The sequence below is a fragment of the Bifidobacterium sp. UTCIF-38 genome (genome assembly GCF_006454495.1).
Taxonomy (GTDB): Bacteria; Actinomycetota; Actinomycetes; order Actinomycetales; family Bifidobacteriaceae; genus Bifidobacterium; species Bifidobacterium callitrichos.
Genome location: NZ_JFAL01000036.1, coordinates 1 through 22,813, shown reverse-complemented (window position 1 = coordinate 22,813; position 22,813 = coordinate 1). Strand labels below are relative to the sequence as shown.

The 22,813-nt window shown below is 63.7% G+C and carries 16 protein-coding genes; 11 read left to right on the top strand and 5 right to left on the bottom strand.

Going from position 1 to position 22,813, the window contains the following annotated elements; genetic code table 11:
- Window positions 1–3: 3 nt before the first annotated feature.
- From BW11_RS11170 to BW11_RS11160, 3 genes are read left to right on the top strand one after another with little or no spacing between them, the layout of a single operon-like run.
- Window positions 4–1,005, top strand: a complete 1,002-nt coding sequence (locus BW11_RS11170; RefSeq protein ID WP_181162620.1) for an ABC transporter permease — start codon at window positions 4–6, stop codon at window positions 1,003–1,005.
- Window positions 1,006–1,053: 48 nt separating this feature from the next.
- Window positions 1,054–3,147, top strand: coding sequence for an ABC transporter ATP-binding protein (locus tag BW11_RS11165; protein ID WP_258184679.1), 2,094 nt, complete (start codon window positions 1,054–1,056; stop codon window positions 3,145–3,147).
- 53 nt (window positions 3,148–3,200) lie between these two features.
- On the top strand, window positions 3,201–4,943 hold the full coding sequence (locus BW11_RS11160) for an ABC transporter family substrate-binding protein (protein ID WP_140445800.1): 1,743 nt from the start codon (window positions 3,201–3,203) through the stop codon (window positions 4,941–4,943).
- Between the two features lie 664 nt (window positions 4,944–5,607).
- On the opposite strand, the gene BW11_RS11155 is transcribed toward BW11_RS11160, so the two are convergent.
- Complete coding sequence (locus tag BW11_RS11155) at window positions 5,608–6,405, bottom strand: SDR family NAD(P)-dependent oxidoreductase (RefSeq protein WP_140445801.1); 798 nt, start codon at window positions 6,403–6,405, stop codon at window positions 5,608–5,610.
- Between the two features lie 475 nt (window positions 6,406–6,880).
- Between BW11_RS11155 and BW11_RS11150 the strand changes: the two genes are divergently transcribed.
- The 4 genes from BW11_RS11150 (at window position 6,881) to BW11_RS11135 (ending at window position 12,304) form a co-directional block, all read left to right on the top strand.
- Window positions 6,881–7,840 carry a TatD family hydrolase gene (locus BW11_RS11150; RefSeq protein ID WP_140445802.1) on the top strand — a complete coding sequence of 320 codons (960 nt, stop codon included), beginning with the start codon at window positions 6,881–6,883 and terminating at the stop codon, window positions 7,838–7,840.
- A gap of 197 nt (window positions 7,841–8,037) precedes the next feature.
- A complete protein-coding gene (locus BW11_RS11145) occupies window positions 8,038–10,512 on the top strand; it encodes a KUP/HAK/KT family potassium transporter (RefSeq protein ID WP_258184680.1) in 2,475 nt (824 codons plus the stop codon).
- A gap of 86 nt (window positions 10,513–10,598) precedes the next feature.
- Window positions 10,599–11,468: a class II glutamine amidotransferase gene (locus BW11_RS11140; RefSeq protein ID WP_107044320.1), complete on the top strand. Its 870-nt coding sequence runs from the start codon at window positions 10,599–10,601 to the stop codon at window positions 11,466–11,468.
- Window positions 11,469–11,482: 14 nt separating this feature from the next.
- On the top strand, window positions 11,483–12,304 hold the full coding sequence (locus tag BW11_RS11135) for an HD domain-containing protein (RefSeq protein WP_140445803.1): 822 nt from the start codon (window positions 11,483–11,485) through the stop codon (window positions 12,302–12,304).
- Window positions 12,305–12,331: 27 nt separating this feature from the next.
- Here BW11_RS11135 and BW11_RS11130 read toward each other — a convergent pair whose 3' ends face one another.
- Both BW11_RS11130 and BW11_RS11125 read right to left on the bottom strand, forming a co-directional pair.
- The gene (locus tag BW11_RS11130; RefSeq protein ID WP_140445804.1) at window positions 12,332–13,648 is read right to left on the bottom strand and encodes an ATP-binding cassette domain-containing protein; all 1,317 of its coding nucleotides are present in this window, start codon (window positions 13,646–13,648) and stop codon (window positions 12,332–12,334) included.
- The gene (locus BW11_RS11125) at window positions 13,645–15,018 is read right to left on the bottom strand and encodes an ABC transporter permease (protein ID WP_140445805.1); all 1,374 of its coding nucleotides are present in this window, start codon (window positions 15,016–15,018) and stop codon (window positions 13,645–13,647) included. The genes BW11_RS11130 and BW11_RS11125 overlap by 4 nt, the downstream gene beginning before the upstream one ends.
- Window positions 15,019–15,343: 325 nt before the next feature.
- Here BW11_RS11125 and BW11_RS11120 point away from each other — a divergent pair, with 325 nt between their 5' ends.
- The 4 genes from BW11_RS11120 (at window position 15,344) to BW11_RS11105 (ending at window position 21,191) form a co-directional block, all read left to right on the top strand.
- Entirely contained in the window at window positions 15,344–16,969 is a 1,626-nt protein-coding gene (locus BW11_RS11120) for an MFS transporter (RefSeq protein WP_140445806.1), read from the top strand.
- An 11-nt stretch (window positions 16,970–16,980) separates the two neighbouring features.
- Complete coding sequence (locus tag BW11_RS11115; RefSeq protein WP_140445807.1) at window positions 16,981–18,090, top strand: LacI family DNA-binding transcriptional regulator; 1,110 nt, start codon at window positions 16,981–16,983, stop codon at window positions 18,088–18,090.
- Between the two features lie 153 nt (window positions 18,091–18,243).
- Window positions 18,244–19,764 carry a sucrose phosphorylase gene (gtfA, locus tag BW11_RS11110; RefSeq protein WP_043166740.1) on the top strand — a complete coding sequence of 507 codons (1,521 nt, stop codon included), beginning with the start codon at window positions 18,244–18,246 and terminating at the stop codon, window positions 19,762–19,764.
- Between the two features lie 59 nt (window positions 19,765–19,823).
- Window positions 19,824–21,191, top strand: coding sequence for an MFS transporter (locus BW11_RS11105; RefSeq protein WP_140445808.1), 1,368 nt, complete (start codon window positions 19,824–19,826; stop codon window positions 21,189–21,191).
- A gap of 147 nt (window positions 21,192–21,338) precedes the next feature.
- Here BW11_RS11105 and BW11_RS11100 read toward each other — a convergent pair whose 3' ends face one another.
- Complete coding sequence (locus BW11_RS11100; RefSeq protein WP_140445809.1) at window positions 21,339–22,076, bottom strand: hypothetical protein; 738 nt, start codon at window positions 22,074–22,076, stop codon at window positions 21,339–21,341.
- A gap of 76 nt (window positions 22,077–22,152) precedes the next feature.
- On the bottom strand, window positions 22,153–22,491 hold the full coding sequence (locus tag BW11_RS11095; protein ID WP_140445810.1) for a hypothetical protein: 339 nt from the start codon (window positions 22,489–22,491) through the stop codon (window positions 22,153–22,155).
- Window positions 22,492–22,813 lie beyond the last annotated feature (322 nt).

Here is a 22,813-nt window from a genome sequence, read left to right as displayed (position 1 = left end):
GAAATGAATGATACGGAAGTCATGATCGAAGACGCCGACGCCCAGTCGGACGAAGTCCAGCAGGCTCGTCAGATCGAACGGGCCGAACAGAGCCAGCAGCCGGACCAACCGGAGCGGCCGACCCAGCAGGACGACTTCAAGCGCACCGGCCGCCTCATGCTGTATGTGCGTCGCTTCTGCCGCCGCCCCTCCGCGGTGGTGGGCCTTGTGGTGCTCGTCATTCTGATCTTCTTCGCGATCTTCGGCGCGAAGTTCTCCCAGTGGACCTACGACGATCCCGACTTCGCGGCGCTCGCCTCCCCGCCCTCGGCCGAGCACTGGCTCGGCACCACCGTCGGCGGAGGCGACATGTACGCGATGATCGTGCGCGGCCTCGGCCGTTCTCTCACCATCGGCTTCATCAGCTCGATCGGTACGACCGTCATCGCCGCGCTCATCGGCACTGCGGTCGCCTTCTTCGAGGGCTGGTTCGAGAAGGTCGGCATGTGGGTGCTCGACATGCTGCTCGTCGTGCCGTCCTTCCTGCTGATCGCCCTGATCGTCGGCATGGCGTCGGGCGGCAGCGACTGGGTGTGGCTGGCCATCGGCCTGACCGCGTTCGGCTGGATCGGCTACGCGCGTACGCTGCGCACCCTCACCCTGAGCCTGCGCGACCGCGAATACGTGCGCGCCGCCAAGTTCATGGGCGTTCCTTCGTTCACGATCATCGTGCGTCACCTCGTGCCGAACCTCGGCTCCGTGCTCGTCATCAACACGGTCCTCGGCGTGATCGGCGCGGTCAACAGCGAGACGTCGCTGAGCTTCCTCGGACTCGGCATCAAGGCGCCCGACACCTCGCTCGGCACGCTGCTCAATGCAGGTCAGTCGGTCGTGCAGACCTCGCCGTGGGTGCTGCTGTTCCCCTCGATCGTGCTGATCATCCTGACCTTCTCCGTGCAGCTGATCGGCGACGGACTGCGTGACGCGATCGACCCGTACTCCCGCTCGACGGGCAAGGCCAAGTGACCCCAGTGACACGAGTGACAAGTGAGTGACGACGAGATGAGTGACGACATGAACGACACGACCATGAACGATACGACCGGCGAGCCGGTCATCGAGGTGCGCGACCTCACCGTGAGCTTTGCCTCCGAGGCCGGCACCGTGCACGCGGTGCGCGGCATGAACTTCGACCTCTACCGCGGCAGGACGCTCGGCATCGTCGGCGAATCCGGCTCCGGCAAGTCCGTGACCTCCATGGCCATCATGGGCCTTCTGGACAGGAATGCGAAGATCACCGGATCGGTCAAGTACCATGGCGAGGAGCTCCTGACCAAGACGGATCTCGAGATGAGCAAGATCCGCGGCAAGGGCATTGCGATGGTCTTCCAGGATCCGCTCTCCGCACTGACCCCGGTCTTCTCGATCGGCGATCAGATCAAGGAGGCGCTGGTCACCCACAATCCGAAGATGACTGAACAGCAGATCCACGATCGCTCCATCGAGCTCATGGATCTGGTCGGCATCCCGGACCCGGAGGACAGGCTCAAGTCCTTCCCGCACGAGTTCTCCGGCGGCATGCGCCAGCGCGTCATGATCGCCATGGCCATCGCCAACGATCCGGACGTGATCATCGCCGACGAGCCGACCACCGCCCTCGACGTGACGATCCAGGCGCAGGTGCTCGAGGTGCTGCGCAAGGCCCAGCGCGAGACCGGCGCCGCCGTCATCTTCATCACCCATGATCTTGGTGTGATCGCCGGCATCGCCGACGACATCGTCGTCATGTACGCCGGCCGCCCGGTCGAGAAGGCTGACGTCGACACGATCTTCGCCCATCCGGCCATGCCGTACACGATGGGTCTGCTGGGAGCGGTGCCGCGCTCCGACCGTGAGCGCGCCAGCCGTCTCGTGCCGATCCCCGGCTCCCCGATGAATCTCGTCAACATGCCCAAGGGCTGCCCGTTCGCACCGCGCTGCCCGCTGGCCACGGACGTCTGCCGTCGTAGTGAACCGCGTATGGCTGCGGTGCCGGGGCGCTCAGGGCAGTTCGCCGCCTGCCATCGCACCGCCGAGATCGTCTCGAAGGGGCTCACCTTCCGTGACGTGTATTCGGTGGGCGAGGGTGTCGCCTCGAAGTTCGCCGGCGTGCCGCGTGAGAAGCGCAAGGTCGTGCTCGACGTCAAGCACATGCGCAAGACGTTCCCGCTGACCGGCGGCGGGTTCCTGCGCCGTCGGATCGGCGAGGTCAAGGCCGTCGACGACGTGACGCTCGACGTGCGCGAGGGCGAGACTGTCGCATTGGTCGGCGAGTCCGGCTCCGGCAAGTCGACGACGCTGATGGAGATCATGGAGCTGCGCCAGCCGCAGGCCGGCGAACTGACCGTGTTCGGCACGAAGCTCGAGGGGCATCTGCCGCGCGAGAAGCGTCGCGAACTGCGTTCGGCCGTGCAGTACGTGTTCCAGGATCCGATGAGTTCGCTCGACCCGCGTCTGCCGATCTACGACATTCTGGCCGAGCCGATGAAGGTGCAGCACTATTCGAGCGAGCAGATCCGCAAGCGTATCGCCGAACTTATGCGTCTGGTGGAGCTCAATCCCGATCAGGTCGATCGTTTCCCGACGCAGTTCTCCGGCGGTCAGCGTCAGCGCATCGCGATCGCGCGCGCCTTGTCGGTCAATCCGAAGCTGGTGCTGCTCGACGAGCCGGTCTCCGCGCTCGACGTGTCCATCCAGGCCGGCGTGATCAATCTGCTGGAGGACCTGCAGAACAAGCTCGGCGTGGCCTACCTGTTCGTCGCCCACAACCTGTCGGTGGTGCGCCACATCTCCAGCCGTGTGGCGGTGATGTATCTGGGCAGCATCGTCGAATCGGGGGACACGGAGGACGTGTTCGAGCATCCGCTGCACCCGTACACGAAGGCGCTGATCAGTGCCGTGCCGGTGCCCGATCCGGTCGCCGATCGCGCGCGCCGGCGCATCGTGCTCGAGGGCGAGGTGCCGAGTCCCACCGAATCGTTCAAGGGGTGTCCGTTCGCGGGTCGATGCCCGCTGATGCCCACCCTGAACGCCGAACAGCAGGCGCGCTGCCGTGGCGAACGCCCGGCGCTGCGCCCGTATGACACTTCCCGGCCGAGCGGCCATCAGGTCGCATGCCATTTCGCGTGATCCACAAGATCCTCGGCATGACGGTCGGATATATCAATAGAGAGGAAGCAATCATGAACAAGATGCGCAAGGTGACCGCACTGGTCGCCGCCACCGCTGCCTTCGCCATGCTGTTGGCTGGCTGCGGCGCGCAAAACGGCGGCAACGGTACCTCCAATGGTTCCGCTACCACCACCGAGGAGCCGGCCGCCGGCTTCGACTCGTCCTACACCGGCGATCTGCCGATGCCGAAGACGACCGAGCGTTACGACAACCACCAGAGCCGTGACAACGTCAAGGACGGCGGCACGCTGACGCTGCCGATCGTCGAGATCGGCCCGAACTGGAACTACCTGTCCACCGACGGCAACACCGGCTACATGTCCGACCTGTGGAGCTGGTACCAGCCGAGCCTGCTGATGACCGATCAGGTCGGCGGCGATCCGCTCAAGGTGAACCCCGACTACCTGACCGACATGAAGCTCGTGAGCTCCAACCCGATGGTCGTCCAGTATGATATCAACCCGAAGGCCAAGTGGAACGACGGCACCGATATCGACTGGACCGCGTTCAAGACCATGTGGGAAACCTCCAACGGCACCAACCCCGCCTACAACCCGCCGAGCACCGACGGCTACGACAAGATCAAGAGCGTCGAGCAGGGCAGCAACCCGAAGCAGGTCATCGTGACCTATTCCACCCCGTACTACCCGTGGCAGCTCGTGTTCACCAACCTGATCAACCCGAAGGCCGGCGATCCGAAGACCTTCACCGAGGGCTGGGTCAAGAACCCGCACAACGAGTGGGCCGCCGGCCCGTACAAGGTCGATTCCTTCTCCGACACGCAGGTCACCTTCGTGCCGAACGAGAAGTGGTGGGGCGACAAGCCGAAGCTGGACAAGATCGTCTACAAGCAGATGTCCGACGCCGCCTCGCTCAACGCGTTCCAGAACGGTGAGATCGACGCCGTGGGCGCCTCCACCAAGGACGACATCAAGGCCATCCGCTCCGTCAAGGACGCCCAGCTGCGCTACGGCTACAGCACCAAGACCCGTGTGCTCGAGTACAACGGCAAGTCCAAGCCGCTCGACAGCCTCAAGGTGCGCAAGGCCCTGACCCAGGCGTTCGACGCCAACACGTACAACAACATCCAGTTCCAGGGCATGAACTGGAAGGCCGAGCAGCCCGGTTCCGAGATGCTGCTGCCGTTCCAGAAGGGCTATGAGAACAACATGCCCGCCGACTCCAAGTACAGCGTCGACGCCGCCAAGAAGACCCTCGAGTCCGACGGCTACAAGATGGGCTCCGACGGCTACTACGCCAAGGGTGGCAAGACCCTCGAGGTCTCCTTCACGTTCTTCGGCGACGACGCCACCCAGCAGGCCCTCGCCAACGCCTACCAGGCGATGATGAAGAAGGCCGGCATCAAGGTCAAGGTCGTCAACAAGTCCGAGGCCAAGTTCTCCGACACCGTCACCAGCGGCGACTATCAGGTCCTGCCGATGGCATGGCAGTCCCCCGCGGCCCTCACCTTCGTGACCTCCGCCCCGCAGCTGTACACCTCCGACGGCCCGTCCAACTTCACCTACGTGGGCAGCCCCGAGGTCGACAAGCTCGTCAAGGTCGCCGGCAACCACGAGAAGTACGACGATCAGACCAAGGCCGTCAACGCCGCCGAGAAGGCCGCGCTCAAGCTCTACGGCACCGTCCCGGTCTCCAACCCGGGCGATTACTACGGCGTCAAGAAGGGTCTGGCCAACTACGGCCCGTCCGGCTTCGCCGGCAACCTGCCGCAGGACATCGGCTGGGCCAAGTGAGTAATGCTTCCCGTCGGGGTTAGTCCGGAGCGGCTTGGTACACCGATTCGGTCCGACGGGATATGATCACGGCCGTCGTGCGTCTTTCTCTCCTGAATTCTCCGCACGCGACCCGTGATTGGTTGTGTCCTCCCGTCTTAAGGGCCGGATTCTCTCCACGAGATGAGATCCTGGCCCCCGGGCGGGAGGTTTTTCATATGCGCCCGAACCGCCTGAGGTTTCCGGTCGGTTCCGGGTATCGGTCTCCGGTTGTACCCAGTCGATCCTCGGTTTCGGTCTCCGAGTCCCCCGCGTGCCCCGGCCATTCCCCCGGTCGTCGGCCTCCAGTGCCACTCAACGTGTTTTTGGGTGATTATCGCGTCGAGTGGCAGCATCGCGTGCCATTCAATGAAGAAACGGGCGATTTTTGCGTTGAGTGGCAGTTCCTTCTGCTGCTCGGCGGTTATTCCGTGGTACGGGGTTCTCAGAAACGGCCATTTTCCAACGATTCGCAATTGCGAATCAGGCGTCGTGTGTGTGGATGCCGCTGCTCGACTGCCACTCAACGCAATAATGGTCGGAAATCGCGTTGAGTGGCACGAAATCCTGCCACTCGACGCGATTTTTCGTCAAATCACGCGTGAGTGGCAGGAAAGCCCGCTTCGAGAGGCATCACAGCAAGGCATCACAGCACGGAGCGGGTGTCGTTTTCGTAGGAATTGCGGCCCTGGCCGGTGGCGGCGGTGGTGCCGCCGTCGACCGGCACGACCAGTCCGGTCAGGTATGCGGCGTCGTCGGAGGCGAGGAACAGGGCGATGCCGGCGCAGTCCTCGGCCCGGCCTGTACGGCCCAGAGCCACGCGGTCGAGGTACGGCTTGACACGCTCGGGATCGGTCCACACCTCCTTGTTGATGTCGGTTTCGATGAAGCCGGGCGCGAACGCGTTGACGCGCACGCCCTTGGCGCCGTAATCGAGGGCGACGCAGCGTACGAATCCGTTCATCGCGTGCTTGGTGGAGTTGTACGCGGTCTGCCCCCAGTCGCCGCGCAGTCCGGAGACCGACGTGTCGACGACGATGTTGCCGTGCGACTTGATCAGGTGCGGCAACGCCTCCTTGGTCAGGTAGAACAGGCCATCGAGGTTGACGGAGAACAGTTTGTGCCACACCTCGTCGGACACGTGCTCGACCTCGCCGCCCTCGAAGACGCCCGCGTTGGAGACGACGACGTCGAGGTGTCCGAACTCCTCGACGACGGAGTTCACGAGTTCCGCCACCTGCTCGTGGCTGGAGACATCGGTGATGTGCGTGTGGCCGTGTTCGTAGCCGGCGACCGTCTCGTCGAGCGGCGCCTGCCGACGTCCGACCGCGACGACCGTGGCGCCGTTGTCGAGGAAGGCGCGGGTGACGGCCCGCCCGATGCCGGTGCCGCCGCCCGTGACGATGACGACTTTGCCCTCGAAATGATATGTATTGCTGGTCATGAAGATCCCCTTCGATTAGGTTGTGCGATGGTCGGTTGACGGCCGCCCATTCTTTACTGTAGTGATCGCAGTCGCATGGCATGCGGATGGCTGATGTGATCTGCATGTAATTGACTGGGAATGAGTGAACAGGATGGAACATGATGAAAGGCGACCTATGCTTGATTCGGCCTGACCACGTGGGCCGTACGCTGAAGGTTTGCCAACGTACGTCGGACGTGGGTTGATCCCGGTCATCACCCGTATTCGTACACTTGCGTCGCGGCACCGTACGAATACGGGTGATGGGGCGCTGATGACCACGGGGAACGTACGTTGCCTGCGTGGCAGTGTACGGAGACAGGGGATTGGATGCTGATGGCCACGCGGAACGTACGCCGTATGCGCGGCGGCGTACGGGAACGGGGATAGGATGCCCGGATGCCACAGGGAACGTACGCCGGGCCCAGCCTGGCCTCGCCTACACTGGATACCTATGAGCAAGCATCATCATCGCGATCGCAGCTGGGCGCCCGCGCCCGAATCACTGCCGACGGACGCGCAGGTCATCGACAATCACACGCACGTTGCCTCGGTCGTGCCGTTCGCGCGGGCGATGAGTCACGAGGCCGTAGCCAAGGGCCAGCCGGAGGTGCCGGTCTACGGTGTCGACGAGCTGCTCGCGCAGGCGGCGGCGGTCGGCGTGACCGGGATCATCGACTGCGGCTGCGAATACCCGAACATGCAGAAGGCGATCGACATGGCCGTCGACCACCCCGGGCGGGTGCACGCGGCGATCGCCATCCACCCCAACGAGGCCGTACGCCACGGGCATCGTGCCGAACCCGGCCCCGACGGACTGCCCGTCACCTACAAGCCGTACCACGACGTCAGCTTCGACGACGCGATGACCGAAGTCGCCCGACTCGCCCGCGCCTACCCGGACCAGGTCGTCGCGATCGGCGAGACCGGCATGGACCTGTTCCGCACCGGCGGCAACGCGATCGCCCTGCAACGGGAGGCGTTCCGCGCGCACATCGCGCTCGCCAAGGAGCTCGGCCTGCCGATGCAGATCCATGACCGCGATTCGCATAAGGAGGTCATCGAGACGCTGCTGGCCGATGGCGCGCCGGAACGCACGGTGTTCCATTCCTATTCCGGCGACGCCGAGATGGCCGAGATCGCGCGCGAGCACGGCTGGTTCCTGAGCTTCTCCGGCACGGTGAGCTACAAGGGCAACGACGGTATCCGTGAATCGCTGCGCATCGTCGGCCTCGATCACGCGATGGTCGAGACCGATGCGCCGTATCTGACGCCGATGCCGTACCGCGGCCGCACGAACGCGCCGTACATGATCCCCTACACGCTGCGCGCGATGGCCGACACCCTCGATCTTCCCCTCGCCGAAGTCGCCCGCGGCACCCGCAACACCACCCGCACCGTCTACGGAGTGTGAACGGCGTCCGATCCCCTGAATCATGGTCATACGTTGGGATAAGGTAAGCGTTAAGAATTTGTGAGGTTTTCGTTAGGGCGCTACCATGTCCTTTCGAAATAGACGTCGAACAGTCCCAGTAATCGTCCGACGAGAAGTGTAGGGAAGATCGCGGGTTGCAGTTGGTCCCGCGCGAAGACCGGTGGAGGACCGAACGTATGGCTGAGTCGAATCAGAGGCCCGAACGCGCCCGAAAAGTCGGTGGCGACGCTCAAGGTGCCGATCAGAGCGTCAGCAACACTACCAATTCCAGCAGTGTCAGCAGCAACGTCAATAGCACCAATAGCGCCAACAGCAGCGCCAAGTCCGCAGGCGAATCCGGCGGCAGGCCGCGGGTCGGCGGCAGGCCGGCAAGCGTCCCGCCGACGGCGACCCCGTCGGTGAAGACCGCCGAGAAGGCCGCCGTGGCCAAGGCCCGCCAGGAGAAGGAGGCCCTGCTGCGGGCCGACACCTTCACCAACGCGCCGAAGGTCTCCCGACGCACCCTCACCAAGGAGGAGCGTCAGGAGCTCGTCAAGCAGGCCGAGGCCAAGAATAAGGAGGCCGAGAAGCTCGCCAACACCGCGGCCCGCGGTCGATTCGGCCGCTGGTGGGCGCGCCTGCAGTCCGGTCCGGACAAGGTCACGTGGGGCATGGCGATCGTCGCGCTCGGCGTGGTCTACGGCGACATCGGCACCTCGCCCCTCTACACCGCGCAGACGTTCCTGTCCGGCCAGGGCGGCATCGGCAACGCCGACCGCGAGGCCGTGCTCGGCATGCTTTCGCTGGTGTTCTGGTCGATCACGCTGATCACCACCGTCAAGTACGTGCTCATCGCGATGCGCATCGACAACAACGGCGAGGGCGGCATCTTCGCCCTCTACTCGCTGATCCGCCGCTACGGCGCATGGCTGGCGATTCCCGCGATGATCGGCGGCGCCGCGTTCCTCGCCGATTCGGTGCTGACGCCGGCCGTGTCGATCAGCTCCGCGGTCGAGGGCCTGCAGACCCTGCCGCCACTCGAGGGGCTCTTCAATGAGAATCCGAGTCTGACGTTGATGATCACCGTCGTGATCATCGTCGTGCTGTTCATGGTGCAGTCGCGCGGTACCGAGTCGATCGGCAAGGTGTTCGGCTCGATGGTGCTCATCTGGTTCAGCTTCCTCGCCGTCGTCGGCATCGTGAACCTGTCCAACGACTGGACCGTGTTCGCGGCCCTCAACCCGGTCTACGGCATCCAGTTCCTGTTCAGCCCGCACAACGCCGCCGGCATCGCCCTGATGGGCACGGTGTTCCTGTCGACCACCGGCGCCGAGGCGCTCTACTCCGATATGGGCCATGTGGGACGCGGCAACATCTACTTCACGTGGCCGTTCATCAAGATCGCCCTCGTCTTCAATTACTTCGGTCAGGGCGCGTGGATCCTCGCGAACAATCGCAATCCCGAATACACCACGATGAAGACGCTCAACCCGTTCTTCCAGATGATGACCCCGAACGTGCGCTACATCGCCGTGATCCTGTCGGTCACGGCCGGCGTGATCGCCTCGCAGGCCCTCATCACCGGCGCGTTCACGATGGTCTCCGAGGCCACGCGACTCAACTGGATGCCGCATCTGCAGGTGCGCTACCCGGCCCGTACGCGCGGTCAGCTGTACATTCCGGTCGTCAACGGCGTGCTGTGCGTCGCGACCCTGCTCGTGCTCGCCCTGTTCAAGGACTCCGAGCACATCTCCGCCGCGTACGGTCTTGCGCTGACGATCACGATGATCACGACGACCGTGCTGCTCGCCGTGTATATCTGGCACGACCGCCATCGCGTCGGTGCGATCGTGTTCCTGCTGGTGTTCCTCGCGATCCAGTTCATGTTCTTCATCGCCTCGATGGCCAAGTTCCTGCACGGCGGCTGGTTCACGATGCTGCTTACCATCGCGATCCTGTTCGTCATGTACACGTGGAACGAGGGCACGAAGCTGGAGCGCGCGCAGCGCCGCCACATGCAGCGTCAGGACTTCCTGCCCACGCTGGAGAAGCTGCACGGCGACTTCCGCATTCCGTACTTCGCGGACAACATCGTCTACCTGACCTCCGATAACATCATGAAGAGGCTCGACACGGACATCTTCTTCTCGATCTTCGCCGATCACCCCAAGCGCGCCCGCGCATGGTGGGCGGTGAGCGTCGAGACCACCGACGAGCCGTTCACCCGCGAGTACGAGGTCGAGAACTTCGGCACGAACTTCCTGTTCCGTGTGCGCATCCGCCTGGGATTCAAGGTCTCGCAGTCGATCCCGGCGTACCTGCACCAGATCATGCACGACCTGTCGAAGACGGGGGAACTGCCGCAGCAGAAGTCGCTCTACCCGAAGGTGGATGCCGATCCGAACATCGGTACGATCCGCTACGTGCTGATCCACAAGGCGCTGATGCCGGAGTCGAAGGTCTCCGCGCGCGGCGCGCTGTCGCTGTCGGTCAAGTACGCGATCCGCCACGTGGCCGGCTCGCCGGTCAAGTGGTTCGGTCTGGCGCCGTACAACCCGCTGGTCGAGGTGCAGCCGCTGTTCGTCTCGACCCGCCGCCCGCCGCGCCTGAAGCGCACCGAGCGCATCGACCGCGACGAGCCCATCACCGCCAACATCCCCCCGGTCAAGTAACCGGTCAAGTAACCCACCCAACCCTATAAGCAACGCTTATACCCGCTGCCGCGCGTCGCAACATATCCGCATTAAGGTAGCCAACCATGTGCAGATTATTGGGATACGCGACAGCCGGGTTCAACCTCAGCCTCAACGCTATCCTTGGCACAGAAGACGTTGTGGAATACCGCGAGATGAGCGAGATCCACAACGATGGCTGGGGATGCTCGATGCTGTACGAGCCGGTGGAGACCCCCGGCACCCAGGACGGCGGCGCACCGGCCCCAGAGACCGGCACCAAGCTCTACAAGACCACCGTCGCCGCCCGACTCGATCCGGTGTTCCCCGAACTCGCCTCCGAGCCGGCGCGCGGCGCCCTGTGGCATCTGCGTCTCGCCTCCTCCAACCTGCCGCTGATCCTCGAGAACCAGCAGCCGTTCTTCACCAACGGCCTGAGCTTCATCCACAACGGCGACATCTCCGACTCCCACGGCCGCAACATCGTCACCAACGACCAGTACCCGGTGAGCAACAGCGTGTTCCTGTCCACCGGCGGCCGTTCCGATTCGGCGATCTTCTTCGCCGTGATCCTCGAGTACCTCGGCTTCGGCTACGAGCTCGACGAGGCCCTCGCGCAGGCTGTGCGCGAGCTGCGTCAGGCGTACCCGCGCTCCAGCTACAACTGCATGATCCAGTCGCAGGACCAGTTCATCGCCCTGAACGCGGCCGGCCGCGAGCGCACGTCGTCGCGTATCGTCGAGATCTACGACGAGTACGGTCAGGGCGCGAAGGCGCTTGACTACCGTGTGATGCGCTACCGTGCGCTGACCGACGAGGATGGCGCTCCGGCGGGCATCGTCGTCGCCTCCTCCGGCTTCGAGCAGACCGAGGCCGACGGCTGGGCCGAGCTCGGCAACGACCAGATGATCGTCGCCTCCAACCGCACCGGCGAGTGGTCCATCCGCTCGATCTAGCGGTTCGCTCTACAATGGGGCTCATGATCCCCACACTTGAGCAGATCGACGAGCTGCACCATAAGATCGCCCCTTCCGAGGCCGCCTACGACCTCGTTCACACGCATTGCGTGATCGTTTCGCGCATCGCCCGCGCCCTTGCCCACCGTCAGAATGCGCTGTTCATGCGCCGCTGCACGCTGCCGGCCGGTTCCCCCGAACTCGATCGCGATCCCGATTCGGCGGGCGCGTCCCTGCTGACGCTCGGCACGCCGGCCGACGCCTCCGGTGACGCCTCCGATGCCCGGACCGACGTCCCGCAGCTCGACTTCGCCGTCGCCCCGTCCGACAACGTGACCGGTGGCCGCGTGCCCCCGCGTCTGATCGACGAGCGACTCGTCACGATCGGCGGCCTGCTGCACGACATCGGCACCTATCAGGTGTTCAAGCACGACGGCAACGACGATGAGCCGCTCAAGTTCAATGGCAAGCAGTACATCAAGCACGGCCTGCTCGGCTACGAGTACCTGCTGGAGAACGGCGTCGACGAGTCGATCGCCCAGTTCGCGCGCAATCACACCGGCGTCGGCCTGACGCGCGAGGACGTCGAGCGTCAGGGACTGCCGTTGCCGCCGGCCGACTACGTGCCGGTCAACCTGGAGCAGGAGACCGTGATGGTGGCCGACAAGTACAACAGCAAGTCCCTGCCGCCGAAGTTCGTCACGGCCGAGGCGTACACGCGCCGCGCCGCGAAATTCGGCGAGGAGAACCGCCGCCGCTGGCTGGAGCTCCTCGATCAGTACGGGGTGTTCGACGTGCGCCCGATGGCCGCCGAATACCACATGATCGTCATCTGACGGGTCATCCATCGACCACGGGACGGCTCAGTCGGCGAGCTTGTAGACCTTGTCGGCTCGATCGGCGACCTCGTCCGAGGAGGTCACGATGATGACGGCGCGCTTCGGATCACGGGCGTGGGCGATCGAGACGATGAGGTCGAGGATCGCCTTGGCATCGTTCACGCTCAGGCCCTTGGTCGGCTCGTCGAGGATCAGCGTGTCCGACTCGCAGCTGATCGCACGGGCGATCGCCACGCGACGCTGCTCGACCAGCGCCAGATCGCGCACCTTCCTGCCGCTCGTCGCCTCGCCGAATCCGACCTTCGCGAGGAACTCGCGTGCCGCGATCGGCTTGGGCTTCAGATACGTGCGGCCGGACGCGTTCATCGCGTACAGGACGTTCGACTCCGCGTCGAGATCGCCGCGCACCGCGAACCGCTGCGGCACGATGCCCAGACGATGGCCGCGCAGCTCGCCGACCTCGAGTTCGAGCAGGTTCGCGCTCTTCGCCATCGCGGAGCCGGAGGTCGGCGCCTGGAATCCGCCGAGCACCTCCATCATCGTGACGCGCTGCTCGGCGTCATCCGCGTCGGGCAGCACGCGCACCGCGTACAGTTCTCCCGCGTAGAACGCCATCGACGTGTCATCGAGCACATGACGGCCGGACTTGCGGTTCGTGGTCGTCGCGTGGTTGAGCGAGAAGTTCGGATACGACTTCAACAGCACGCGATCCGCGACCTGCTTGTCCACCTCGGATTCGGCCTTCGACTCGGAATGACGCAGCTCGTTCGGGTCGCCGTGCCCGCCGTTCGCCATCGCGTCGCCCGCCAGCGCCATCGTCTCGTTGACGCGACGCGCGTTCGCCTCGGTTGCGGCCGCACTGGTCTCGCCCGGCACCGTGCCGGCGTCGGCGTCCGCATTGCCGTTCGATCCCGTAGGATCGGACGTTTCCGGGCCCGCTGCGGCCCGGTTTTCGTCCGATCCCGTAGTATCGGACGTTTCCGAGCCCGCAGAGGCACGGTTTTCGTCCGATCCCGCAGTATCGGACGTTTCCACGGCCTCCGAGGCCTCGTTTTCGTTCGATCCTGCAGTATCGGCCAGTGCGGCGAGGTCCGCCGACTCGTCATCGTCGTCGAATGTGAAGCTGAAGGACACCTCGGGGGCGGCGGACTCGTCCGCATCCGGTCCGTCGGCCTTGATGGGGGAGTCCGGCGTCGGCTTGTCGTCCGGCTGCTCGTCGATCTGATCCGTCTGATCGGTCTGATCGGTGTTCTCGGTCATCTCATCCTCCACGTTGGTGTCTTCGGCCTTCATCTCGGTGTCCTCGGTGTCCTCGATGTCCTTGCCATCCTTGCTGCTCATGCCTTCACCTCCGTACCGAGCTGCGCGTCATCGTAGGCGACCGGCGCGAACAGCTTCGCGTAGTTGAACGTCGCCACGCGCAGCATCGCGATGATCGCCAGCACGATCGTCACGCCCAGCGAATCCCACACGAGCGTCCACACGATCGTGGAGGTGACGGGCGTCGCGTGACCGCCGGCCAGTGCGGCGCCGATCGACTTGACGCCGAAACCGCCGGCGAGCAGTCCGATCGCGATCGGAACCACGGTGATCATGAACGTCTCGACCATGAACTGCCAGCCGAGGCGACCCTTGGACACGCCGGAGACGAACGCCATGCCGATCTCGTCGGTGCGGCCGAACCACGTGCGGGCGGCGGTCAGCACCAGCAGCAGCACGATGCCGCCGATCGCCAGCGCCCATGTGGCCGGGCGGACCTTGGCGGCCAGCGCGTCGAGCGGCTCGATCGACTTCTCATACGCGGCCAGCGACGGCGACGTGATCTCGTATCCGTTGGGCAGCTTCGCCTTCGTGGCGAGCTTGACGAACTGGTTGTACGTGTCGACGTCGGTGAAGTCGAAGATCACGTTGAGATCCGGCACGGACCAGGAGTCCGCCTTGGGGGAGTCGGGGTCGAGGCCGAACGTGTAGGCGGTGGCGTAGGCCGTGTAGATCACGTTCTCGCGATTCTCCTTGGCGAGCTTCGCGGCGGAGGCATCGGAGGTGGTGCCATTCGTGGCGGTGACGTCGCCCGTGTACTCGTAGATGCCGCGCACCTTGAACTCGTACGTCTTCTTCGTATCGGTCGGATCGCCCACCTTGAACGTGTCGCCAACCTTGAGGCCGTTCTTCTCGGCCACGGACTTCGAGATCAGCGCGCCGGTGGCCTTGGTGTCGGTGAAGACGAGCCCCTTGCCGTCGACGATCCTGTACGTGCCGTAGTCGTTGGCCTTCGCGGCCTTCGCATCATAGAAGCTGCGTAGCTGGAACTCGCCGCCCGTCTTGTCGGCGGATTCGTCGGCCGAGCCGGGAATCGCCTTGAACGTATCGCCCTGACGCACCGGGAGCGTCTCCGTGAAGGTATACGTGAACGACACACTCTTCTCCTGTGCGGCGATCGCGTACGGGTTGTAGTCGGTGAACTTCAGATACTTCGATGCGGTCGACTTGGCGTCGTCGGCCTTCATCGCGGCCGCGGTCTTCGCGGTGGGGCGGAGCACGGCGTTCGGGGTCTGCGCGTTGTAGTCGGTGCCGTGCGCGTCGGACTGCTCCTGCAGGATCGCGAGCGAGGCGATGGTGCCGAACGAGACGAGGAGCGCGACCACCACGGTCAGCGCTGAGATCACCCAGCTGCGCGTTACCGCGCGCCAGGCGTTAGTGAGAACGAACATGCGCTACTTCTCCAGTTCTCTAAGTTCCCTAGACGATTCTGTTCACAGCCAATCCCAGAGCCAACATATCGGCGTGCGGTCGACGACATGGTCGACGGTCCGCCGGTAGGTCACCGGTGGGCTCGGCAATGCAACAGTTCAACAGTAAGACAGTACGTCGGCAATAGTGGGCGTTGTCTTGCCCGTTCCTGAAAGCTTCCTTAAAAGCGGAGGACTACGGCGGTCCTGTGGCGTTGCCGGCGATGCCACGGCACTCTCTACAATGGACGCAGGAAGAGAAGAGCTTTCCCATGGAAAGATGGAAAGAAAGGAACGGTGAATCGTCATGATGAACCCCTATGTGCGTCCGGGCATCGATGACAGGCCGGATTACGACAAGGCCCTGAGTCCCGAGGACAAGGCGTCGGTCCAGCGACTTGCGGTCGATCCGAAGCAGCAGGCTCCGGAGGCGTCGGCCGATCAGCCGGGTGCGCAGGCCGCACGTCTGGCCGCCGACGGCACCACGACCGTCGCCGCCGCGTCCACGGTCGACGCGGCCGTGCCCGACTACGCGTCGTCGTTCCTCGACATGCGCGATCCGATGGTCTCCGCCGACGGCCACCGCCCCTCCGCGATCGAGGTGAGTCGCCTCAAGTGGGGATTCGCAGTCGGATCCTTCCTCATCACCGCGCCGTGGGCCGCGCTGAACCTCGTCGCGATCCCGGATCACATCGCCCGCATCGCCGGGTTCGACACCGACGCTGATTGGCTCGCCATCCCGGGCATGGGGCCGGGGCAGTCCATGTTCACCCTTGTACGCGACCTCCCCCTCCTCGTCGTGATCGGCGCGCTGTTCTCGATCTTCCTGAGCCCGTTGGTCTCGGCGTTCTCCGACCGCACCCGCGTGCCGCTGGGCCGCCGTACGCCATGGCTGATCGGCGGCGGAATCCTGTCCGCCCTGATCGCCCTGATCGTGGGTGCCATCGGCAACCTCGCCGGCGTCATCTTCTTCTGGATCCTGCTGCAGTTCACGTACGCGGCGCTGATCGTGCCGCTCGCCGCGGCCCTCTCCGAGCGCGTGCCGGACAAGTTCCGCGACGTGATCGAACGTTGGAACGCGATCGGCGTGATCGCCGGTCAGGCGGCCGGCGGCGTGATCGGCGGTCTGTCGATCGCCTTCGGTGCCCGCGAGCCGTTCACGTGCGCCGCCGTGCTGTTCGCGATCTCGGGCATCGCGACCGTCCTCGTCTGGCCGAAGGAGCCGTCCAGCACGTCCCAGCCGCGCGTGCCCCTCGACGGCGCGGCGTTCGCCTCGCTCAAGCCCCTGCCGCGCGAGGATCGGTACCGTCCGTTCCGCAAGCTCTTCTGGTCGCGCACGTTCATGACCTCGGCCATCTCGATGACCGCCGTCTTCCTGTGGTATGTCGTACGATTCTCGGTCTACGGCAGCGAGCCGATGTTCACCTCCGCGCCCCTGACCCTGCCCTCCGGACTGCTCATCGCGATGCTCGCGCTCGCCTCGCTCGCCGGCACCCTGCTCGCCTCCTACTCCGCCGGCGCGATCACCGACAAGTTCGCCGAGGGATTCGGCCCGTGGTGGCGCGACTCGCGCGCGGCCGTGGTCTGCGCGTGCGCCCTGTATGCAGTCGGCCTCGCCGTGGGCCTTGCGATCGTCGCGATCGGCGGCGAGAAGAGCCTCATGATCTTCTCGTTCATCACCGGACTCGCCTCCGGCCTCTACGACGTGTTCATCCAGCCGCTGGTCGTAGACGCGCTGCCCGACCCGCATGACAGCGGCCGTGACCTGGGCGCCTATGCGCTTGCAAAGCCCCTGGGACTGATCATCGGTGCGCTCGGTGGCGCGCTCGCCATCGCGGTCGGATCGCAGATCACGGGGTCGCTCAGTTTCACCGCCGTGTTCCCCGGAGCGATCGTATGCGTTGCGATCGCCGCCCTGTTCCTTAGGAAGTGAGGTAAAGATCGATGGTCGGAATGCGTGACGTGGCGAAGAAGGCCGGCGTATCCCTCAGCACTGTGTCATTGGTCGTCAACGGCACCGGATACGTGTCGGATGACATGCGTGCCAAGGTTCAGGCCGCGATGAAGGCGCTCGACTACATCCCCAACGAGCTTGCGCGCAACCTCGCCCACAATCGCACCAACATCATCGGCGTGATCGTCCCGACGATTCGCCATCCGTTCTTCGCGACCCTGACCTCCGCCCTGCAGCGCGAGTTCTCCGAACGCGGCCTGCGCACGATGCTGTGCTCCACGGCCGATTCGGATAAGGGCGAGGCCGACTACGTCGACATGCTCCAGCGGCACATGATGGACGGACTCGTCATGGCCGCGCACACCGCGCATCCGGTCGGCTACTGGGCCTCGATCGGACGGCCGGTCGTCGCGTTCGACCGCTATCTCGGCCCGGACATCCCCTCGATCGGCTCCGACCACGAGCAGGGCGGGCGGCTCGTCGCCCGGGAGCTGATCGCCACCGGCGCGCATCACGTGGTGATGGTCGGCGGACCGCGCTCGCAGTTCCACGACCTGGAGAATCTCAGCGAGGGCGATGCGGACACCACGTTCCCGACGGTCCGCTACTACCTGACCCTCGAGCACGAGCTGAAGGCGGCCGGCGTGCGCTACGAGTACGTCGAGGCCGGTGAGGTCTACGATCTGGAGGGGTATGCCCACGCGGTGCATGACCTCTTCGACCGGTTCGTGGACGTCGATGCGGTCGTCAGCTCCGATTTCGGCGCGTCCCTGTGCGTGCAGGAGATGCTGCGCCGTGGCATCCGCCCGGGCGTCGACATGCAGGTGGTCGCCTACGACGGCACCTATCTGGCCGACGCCGCCGGCGTGCGTCTGACCGCCGTATGCCAGGACTTCGATGCGATCGCCTCCGCCCTTGCCGCGCGCATGACCGCGCTCATCGAGGGGGAGGAGAGCTCTGCGGCGCCGAGCGATCTGGATCCCGCGGCGGCGGGTGCGTCATCGGCCGACGTGCCGGTGCCGCCTACGGACGGCCGCCTGCCCGGCTCCGCCGTCGAGCTCATCCCCGTGACCCTGCGCAAGGGCTATTCCACCCGCTGAAAGGTGCATTGACCGTCTGCGGATCAGTGCATCGGCGTGTCGAACCGGTTCGAGTTTGACTGTCTCGAACCGGTTCGATATACTGTTCGTCAACAGGGCGGCGAGCGGTTGGCCGTCCGGTGTCAATGAAGGCTTCCCCAACAAGGAGTTTCAATGAAGAACAAAGTCCAACTCATCACATATGCGGATCGTCTGGGTGACGGCGATCTGAAGTCCCTCACCGAGATCCTGCGCACCCGCTTCGACGGCGTCTACGAGGGCGTGCACATCCTGCCGTTCTTCACGCCGTTCGACGGCGCCGACGCCGGCTTCGACCCGGTCGACCACACCAAGGTCGATCCGCGCCTCGGCAGCTGGGACGACGTCACCGAGCTCTCCAAGACCCACGACATCATGGTCGACACCATCGTCAACCACATGAGCTGGGAGTCCGAGCAGTTCCAGGACGTCATGAAGCGCGGCGAGGAGAGCCCGTACTACAGGATGTTCCTCACGATGAGCACCATCTTCCCGGAAGGCGCCACCGAGGAGGACCTCGTCGGCATCTACCGCCCGCGCCCGGGCCTGCCGTTCACCCACTACAACTGGGCCGGCAAGACGCGCCTCGTGTGGACCACGTTCACCCCGCAGCAGGTCGACATCGACACCGACTCCGCCGAGGGCTGGGCGTACCTGACCTCCATCCTCGACCGCCTCGCCGCCTCGAACGTCAAGTTCATCCGCCTCGACGCGGTCGGCTACGGCGCCAAGGAGGCCAACTCCAGCTGCTTCATGACGCCGAAGACCTTCAAGCTCATCGAACGTATCAAGGAGGAGGGCGAGCGCCGCGGCCTCGAGACCCTCATCGAGGTGCACTCCTACTACAGGAAGCAGGTCGAGATCGCGCACAAGGTGGATCGCGTGTACGACTTCGCCCTGCCTCCGCTGCTGCTGCACTCGATCTTCACCGGCCGCACCGACGCTCTCGCCCACTGGGTCGAGGTGCGTCCGAACAACGCCTGCACCGTGCTTGACACGCACGACGGCATCGGCGTGATCGACATCGGCTCCGATCAGCTCGACCGCAGCCTCAAGGGCCTCGTGCCCGATGAGGACGTCGACAACCTCGTCAACACGATCCACGCCAACACGCACGGCGAGTCGCAGGCCGCCACCGGTGCCGCCGCGAGCAACCTCGACCTCTACCAGGTCAACTCCACGTACTACTCGGCGCTCGGCTGCAACGACCAGCACTACATCGCCGCCCGCGCGGTGCAGTTCTTCGTGCCCGGCGTGCCGCAGGTGTACTACGTGGGCGCCCTGGCCGGCGCGAACGACATGGACCTGCTGCGCCGTACCAACGTGGGCCGTGACATCAACCGCCACTACTACTCCACCGCCGAGGTCGACGAGCAGCTGGAGCGTCCGGTCGTCAAGGCCTTGAACGCCCTCGCCCGATTCCGCAACGAGCTCACCGCCTTCGACGGCGACTTCTCCTACGAGGTCGATGCCGACCGTTCGATCCGCTTCGCGTGGACCGCCGCCGACGGCTCCACCTCCGCGGCGCTCACGTTCGAGCCCGGCAAGGGCCTCGGCGTCGGCAACGCCGCGTCCGTCGTGACCCTCGCATGGACCGACTCTGCCGGTCTGCACGAGACCGACGACCTCATCGCCAATCCGCCGGTCGTTGCCTGACCGGCTCTGACCATCTGAATCAAGCCAAATCAAGCCATTTATCAAAAGGGGATTACAACATGGCTGATGCAACCACCACCGCGCCCGACGCCTCCGCTCTGGCCTCGAACGCGCCGATCCACGATCCGTCCGTCTCCGCCGACGGCCACCGCCCGACCAAGGCCGAGGTGATCCGCCTCGGCGTCGGCTTCACCGTCTCCGCCGTCGCCTGCGCCATCCCGTGGGTGGCGCTGAGCTCGCTCATCCTGCCGTACGTGTTCGAAAGCATCGATCCGTCCACCAAGGAGGCGATGCTCGGCACCGTCAACGCCGCCGGCTCTATCGTCGCCCTGCTCGCCAACGTCATCTTCGGCACGTTCTCCGACCTGACCCGCTCCCGCTTCGGCAAGCGCAGCCCGTGGATCATCGTCGGCGGACTCATCACCGGCCTGTCCATCGGCGCGATCGCGTTCACCCATTCGCAGATCCTCATCATCGTGCTGTGGTGCTGTGCCCAGCTCGGCTACAACGCGATGCTCGCCCCGTACGTCGCCACCATGTCCGACCGCGTGCCCGACAAGTTCCGCGGCACCGTCTCCGGCTTCTACGGCGCCGGCATCGCCGCCGGCCAGACCATCGGTTCGTTCGTCGGCGCCCAGCTGCTCAAGAGCGGCGAGGCCGGTGTGTTCGGTGGCTGGATGATGGGTATGGTCATCTTCGGCCTGTGCGGCATCTTCGTGGTCGTCGTCTGGCCGCGTGAGAAGTCCAACGTCGACGAGCCGCGCGAGGAGATCACCGCGAAGTCCGTCCTGCTGCGCTTCCGCCCGCCGAAGAACGCCCCCGACTTCTACTACGCCCTCGCCGGCCGCACGATGATGATGGGCGGCTACTGGATGATCAACACCTACCAGCTGTTCATCGCCCAGGACTACGTCTTCGCCGGCGACCCGGACGCCAAGCTCAAGGCCGCATCCGTCATCGCCAACATGGCCGTCATCACGCTGGTCGTCTCCCTGATCGCCGCCGTCACCGCCGGACCGCTCACCGACAGGATCGGCATGAGGAAGGTCCCGGTTGCGCTCGCCAGCTGCCTGTTCGCCGTCGGCGCGCTGATGCCGCTGCTGTTCCGCTCCGAGATGGGCATGTACCTGTTCGCCGGTATCGCCGGCCTCGGCTACGGCACCTACAACGCGATCGACCAGGCTCTGAACGTCTCCGTCCTGCCGAACCCGGACGAGGCGGGCAAGGACCTCGGCATCCTCAACCTTGCGAACACGCTGTCCACCGTCATCGGCTCGGTGATGACCTCGGTGATCGTGGTGATCGTCAAGTCCGTGATGGGCGTCACCAAGACCCCGCCTGAGGCATACTCGGTGGTGTTCATCGTCGCGATCGTCATCGTGCTCATCGCCTCCTGGCTCATCATGCGCATCAAGCACGTGAAGTAGGTCTTGGTAGGCCGTCGCCGCACATTGTTGAACGGGTTCCTTTGGTTCATGTCTGTTCGTGCATGAACCGAAGGAACCCGTTTTCGTTGTCGAATCTGCGTGTGCGTCCTGTATGGTCCGTATTCGTGTCGACGCCTATTCGGGTGACTACCACAGTTGTTCGGTGGGATCGTTTTCCGTGGAGCGGAAGATATAATTGGCGACTTCACATGATCTCGCCTCGGCGTTGGTGGTGTCGTATGAGTAGCCTTTTCCAGCTTGGGCTTCCTGTCTGTATTGCTCTGCTGTGTATTGCTGGTTCACAAGATTATTGCGTTTAAGGCAGTCGACGAATCCTTCGGCAGTGCTGGAGTAATAATTCGGATTTCCTTTTTGCGTGCCGAATACGTCTTGAATGTACATGACGTATGTGTTGAAGCACGAGTTCCGATCTCTGCCATATTTCTCCTCCTGCTTCGCGGTACCTCCGATGTGGCGGGCTTCCACGAGCATGCCGTTTGAATATCTGTTGAGGAGAATTTCCTTATATCCTTTATCGAGCATGCATGACTTGTATTGTGACCATGATTGTTCGTACGCGGAGATCGATAGCTCGCCGGATTGCTTTGCCGTTTCCAAAACAGTTCTCTGCTGCTGTGAGAGTGGTGGATCAAGATTGGGGTTCTTAAGCCAGTAATCGATGTAATCGGCGAATGACGAAGCGATTCTCGCTCCTTGCTGTGGCGTGCCGTCACTGGATCTGGAATCGTCGTTCGTGAAATCGCTGGTTGTACTGCCGTCAGAATCCGCGGAAACGGTCTGTGACGCCGAGCATCCAGTCAATCCCATAATCAACAGAGTAAATAGTAATACTCCGTTGAGTGTTTTAAGAAATATTTTCTTCATAAAACCTTATTTCAAGATATGATGATGGCGAGGCCTTTTTGCTGTTAAAAAGCCTCGCCTGTCAAATTAGTCTCATTTAATAAATCCATGCGAAATCGGAAATGGTTGCACCCCCTCCAGATACTTCAGCCGAAAGTTCTTTTTGTGCCGGACCGGTATGTTCCTCTACATTGTAGCCGCCAAGCATTCGATCTTGCTGAACTCTTACACCGGCTGTTTTCTTGTATCCTATTGTCCAAGCATATGAACGGTATTGGCTTACGTCCCACTTGCCGCTTTGGATTGTATTATTGTAATAGCCGTTTCCGGTTCCATATTGCGTTGCATCGGCTTGATTGACAATACCGATGCACATCAATATTGCTATCAAAGCTGTAGTTAAGAGAATTGAAAGACAGTTCAGTGCATGTTTCATTTTAACCCCTTATACTTCGTTGTATTGATTGCACTTTTATTGTAGCTTAACGAAAACACTGTTGGTTGCTCGGCCTACTTACTATGTGTAGATTGATCTTCTGTGTGCGCACTTGTGGCTTTGTGTTCGTTCTGCAGAGGATCCGTTCGATTTCCTCGCGTCTGTCGTTTGAGATGAAGCCTGGATTGCCGTAGGTCCTGTCTCGCTCGTGCGACCATGAGATCAGGTCCCGGTTGACGGACTTGCTGCCGTTGTCTGAGTCGTAGGAGCGGGTGCAGAACGGCAGACGGGTGTGTTTTGATGCTCCTATTTATGGCTATTC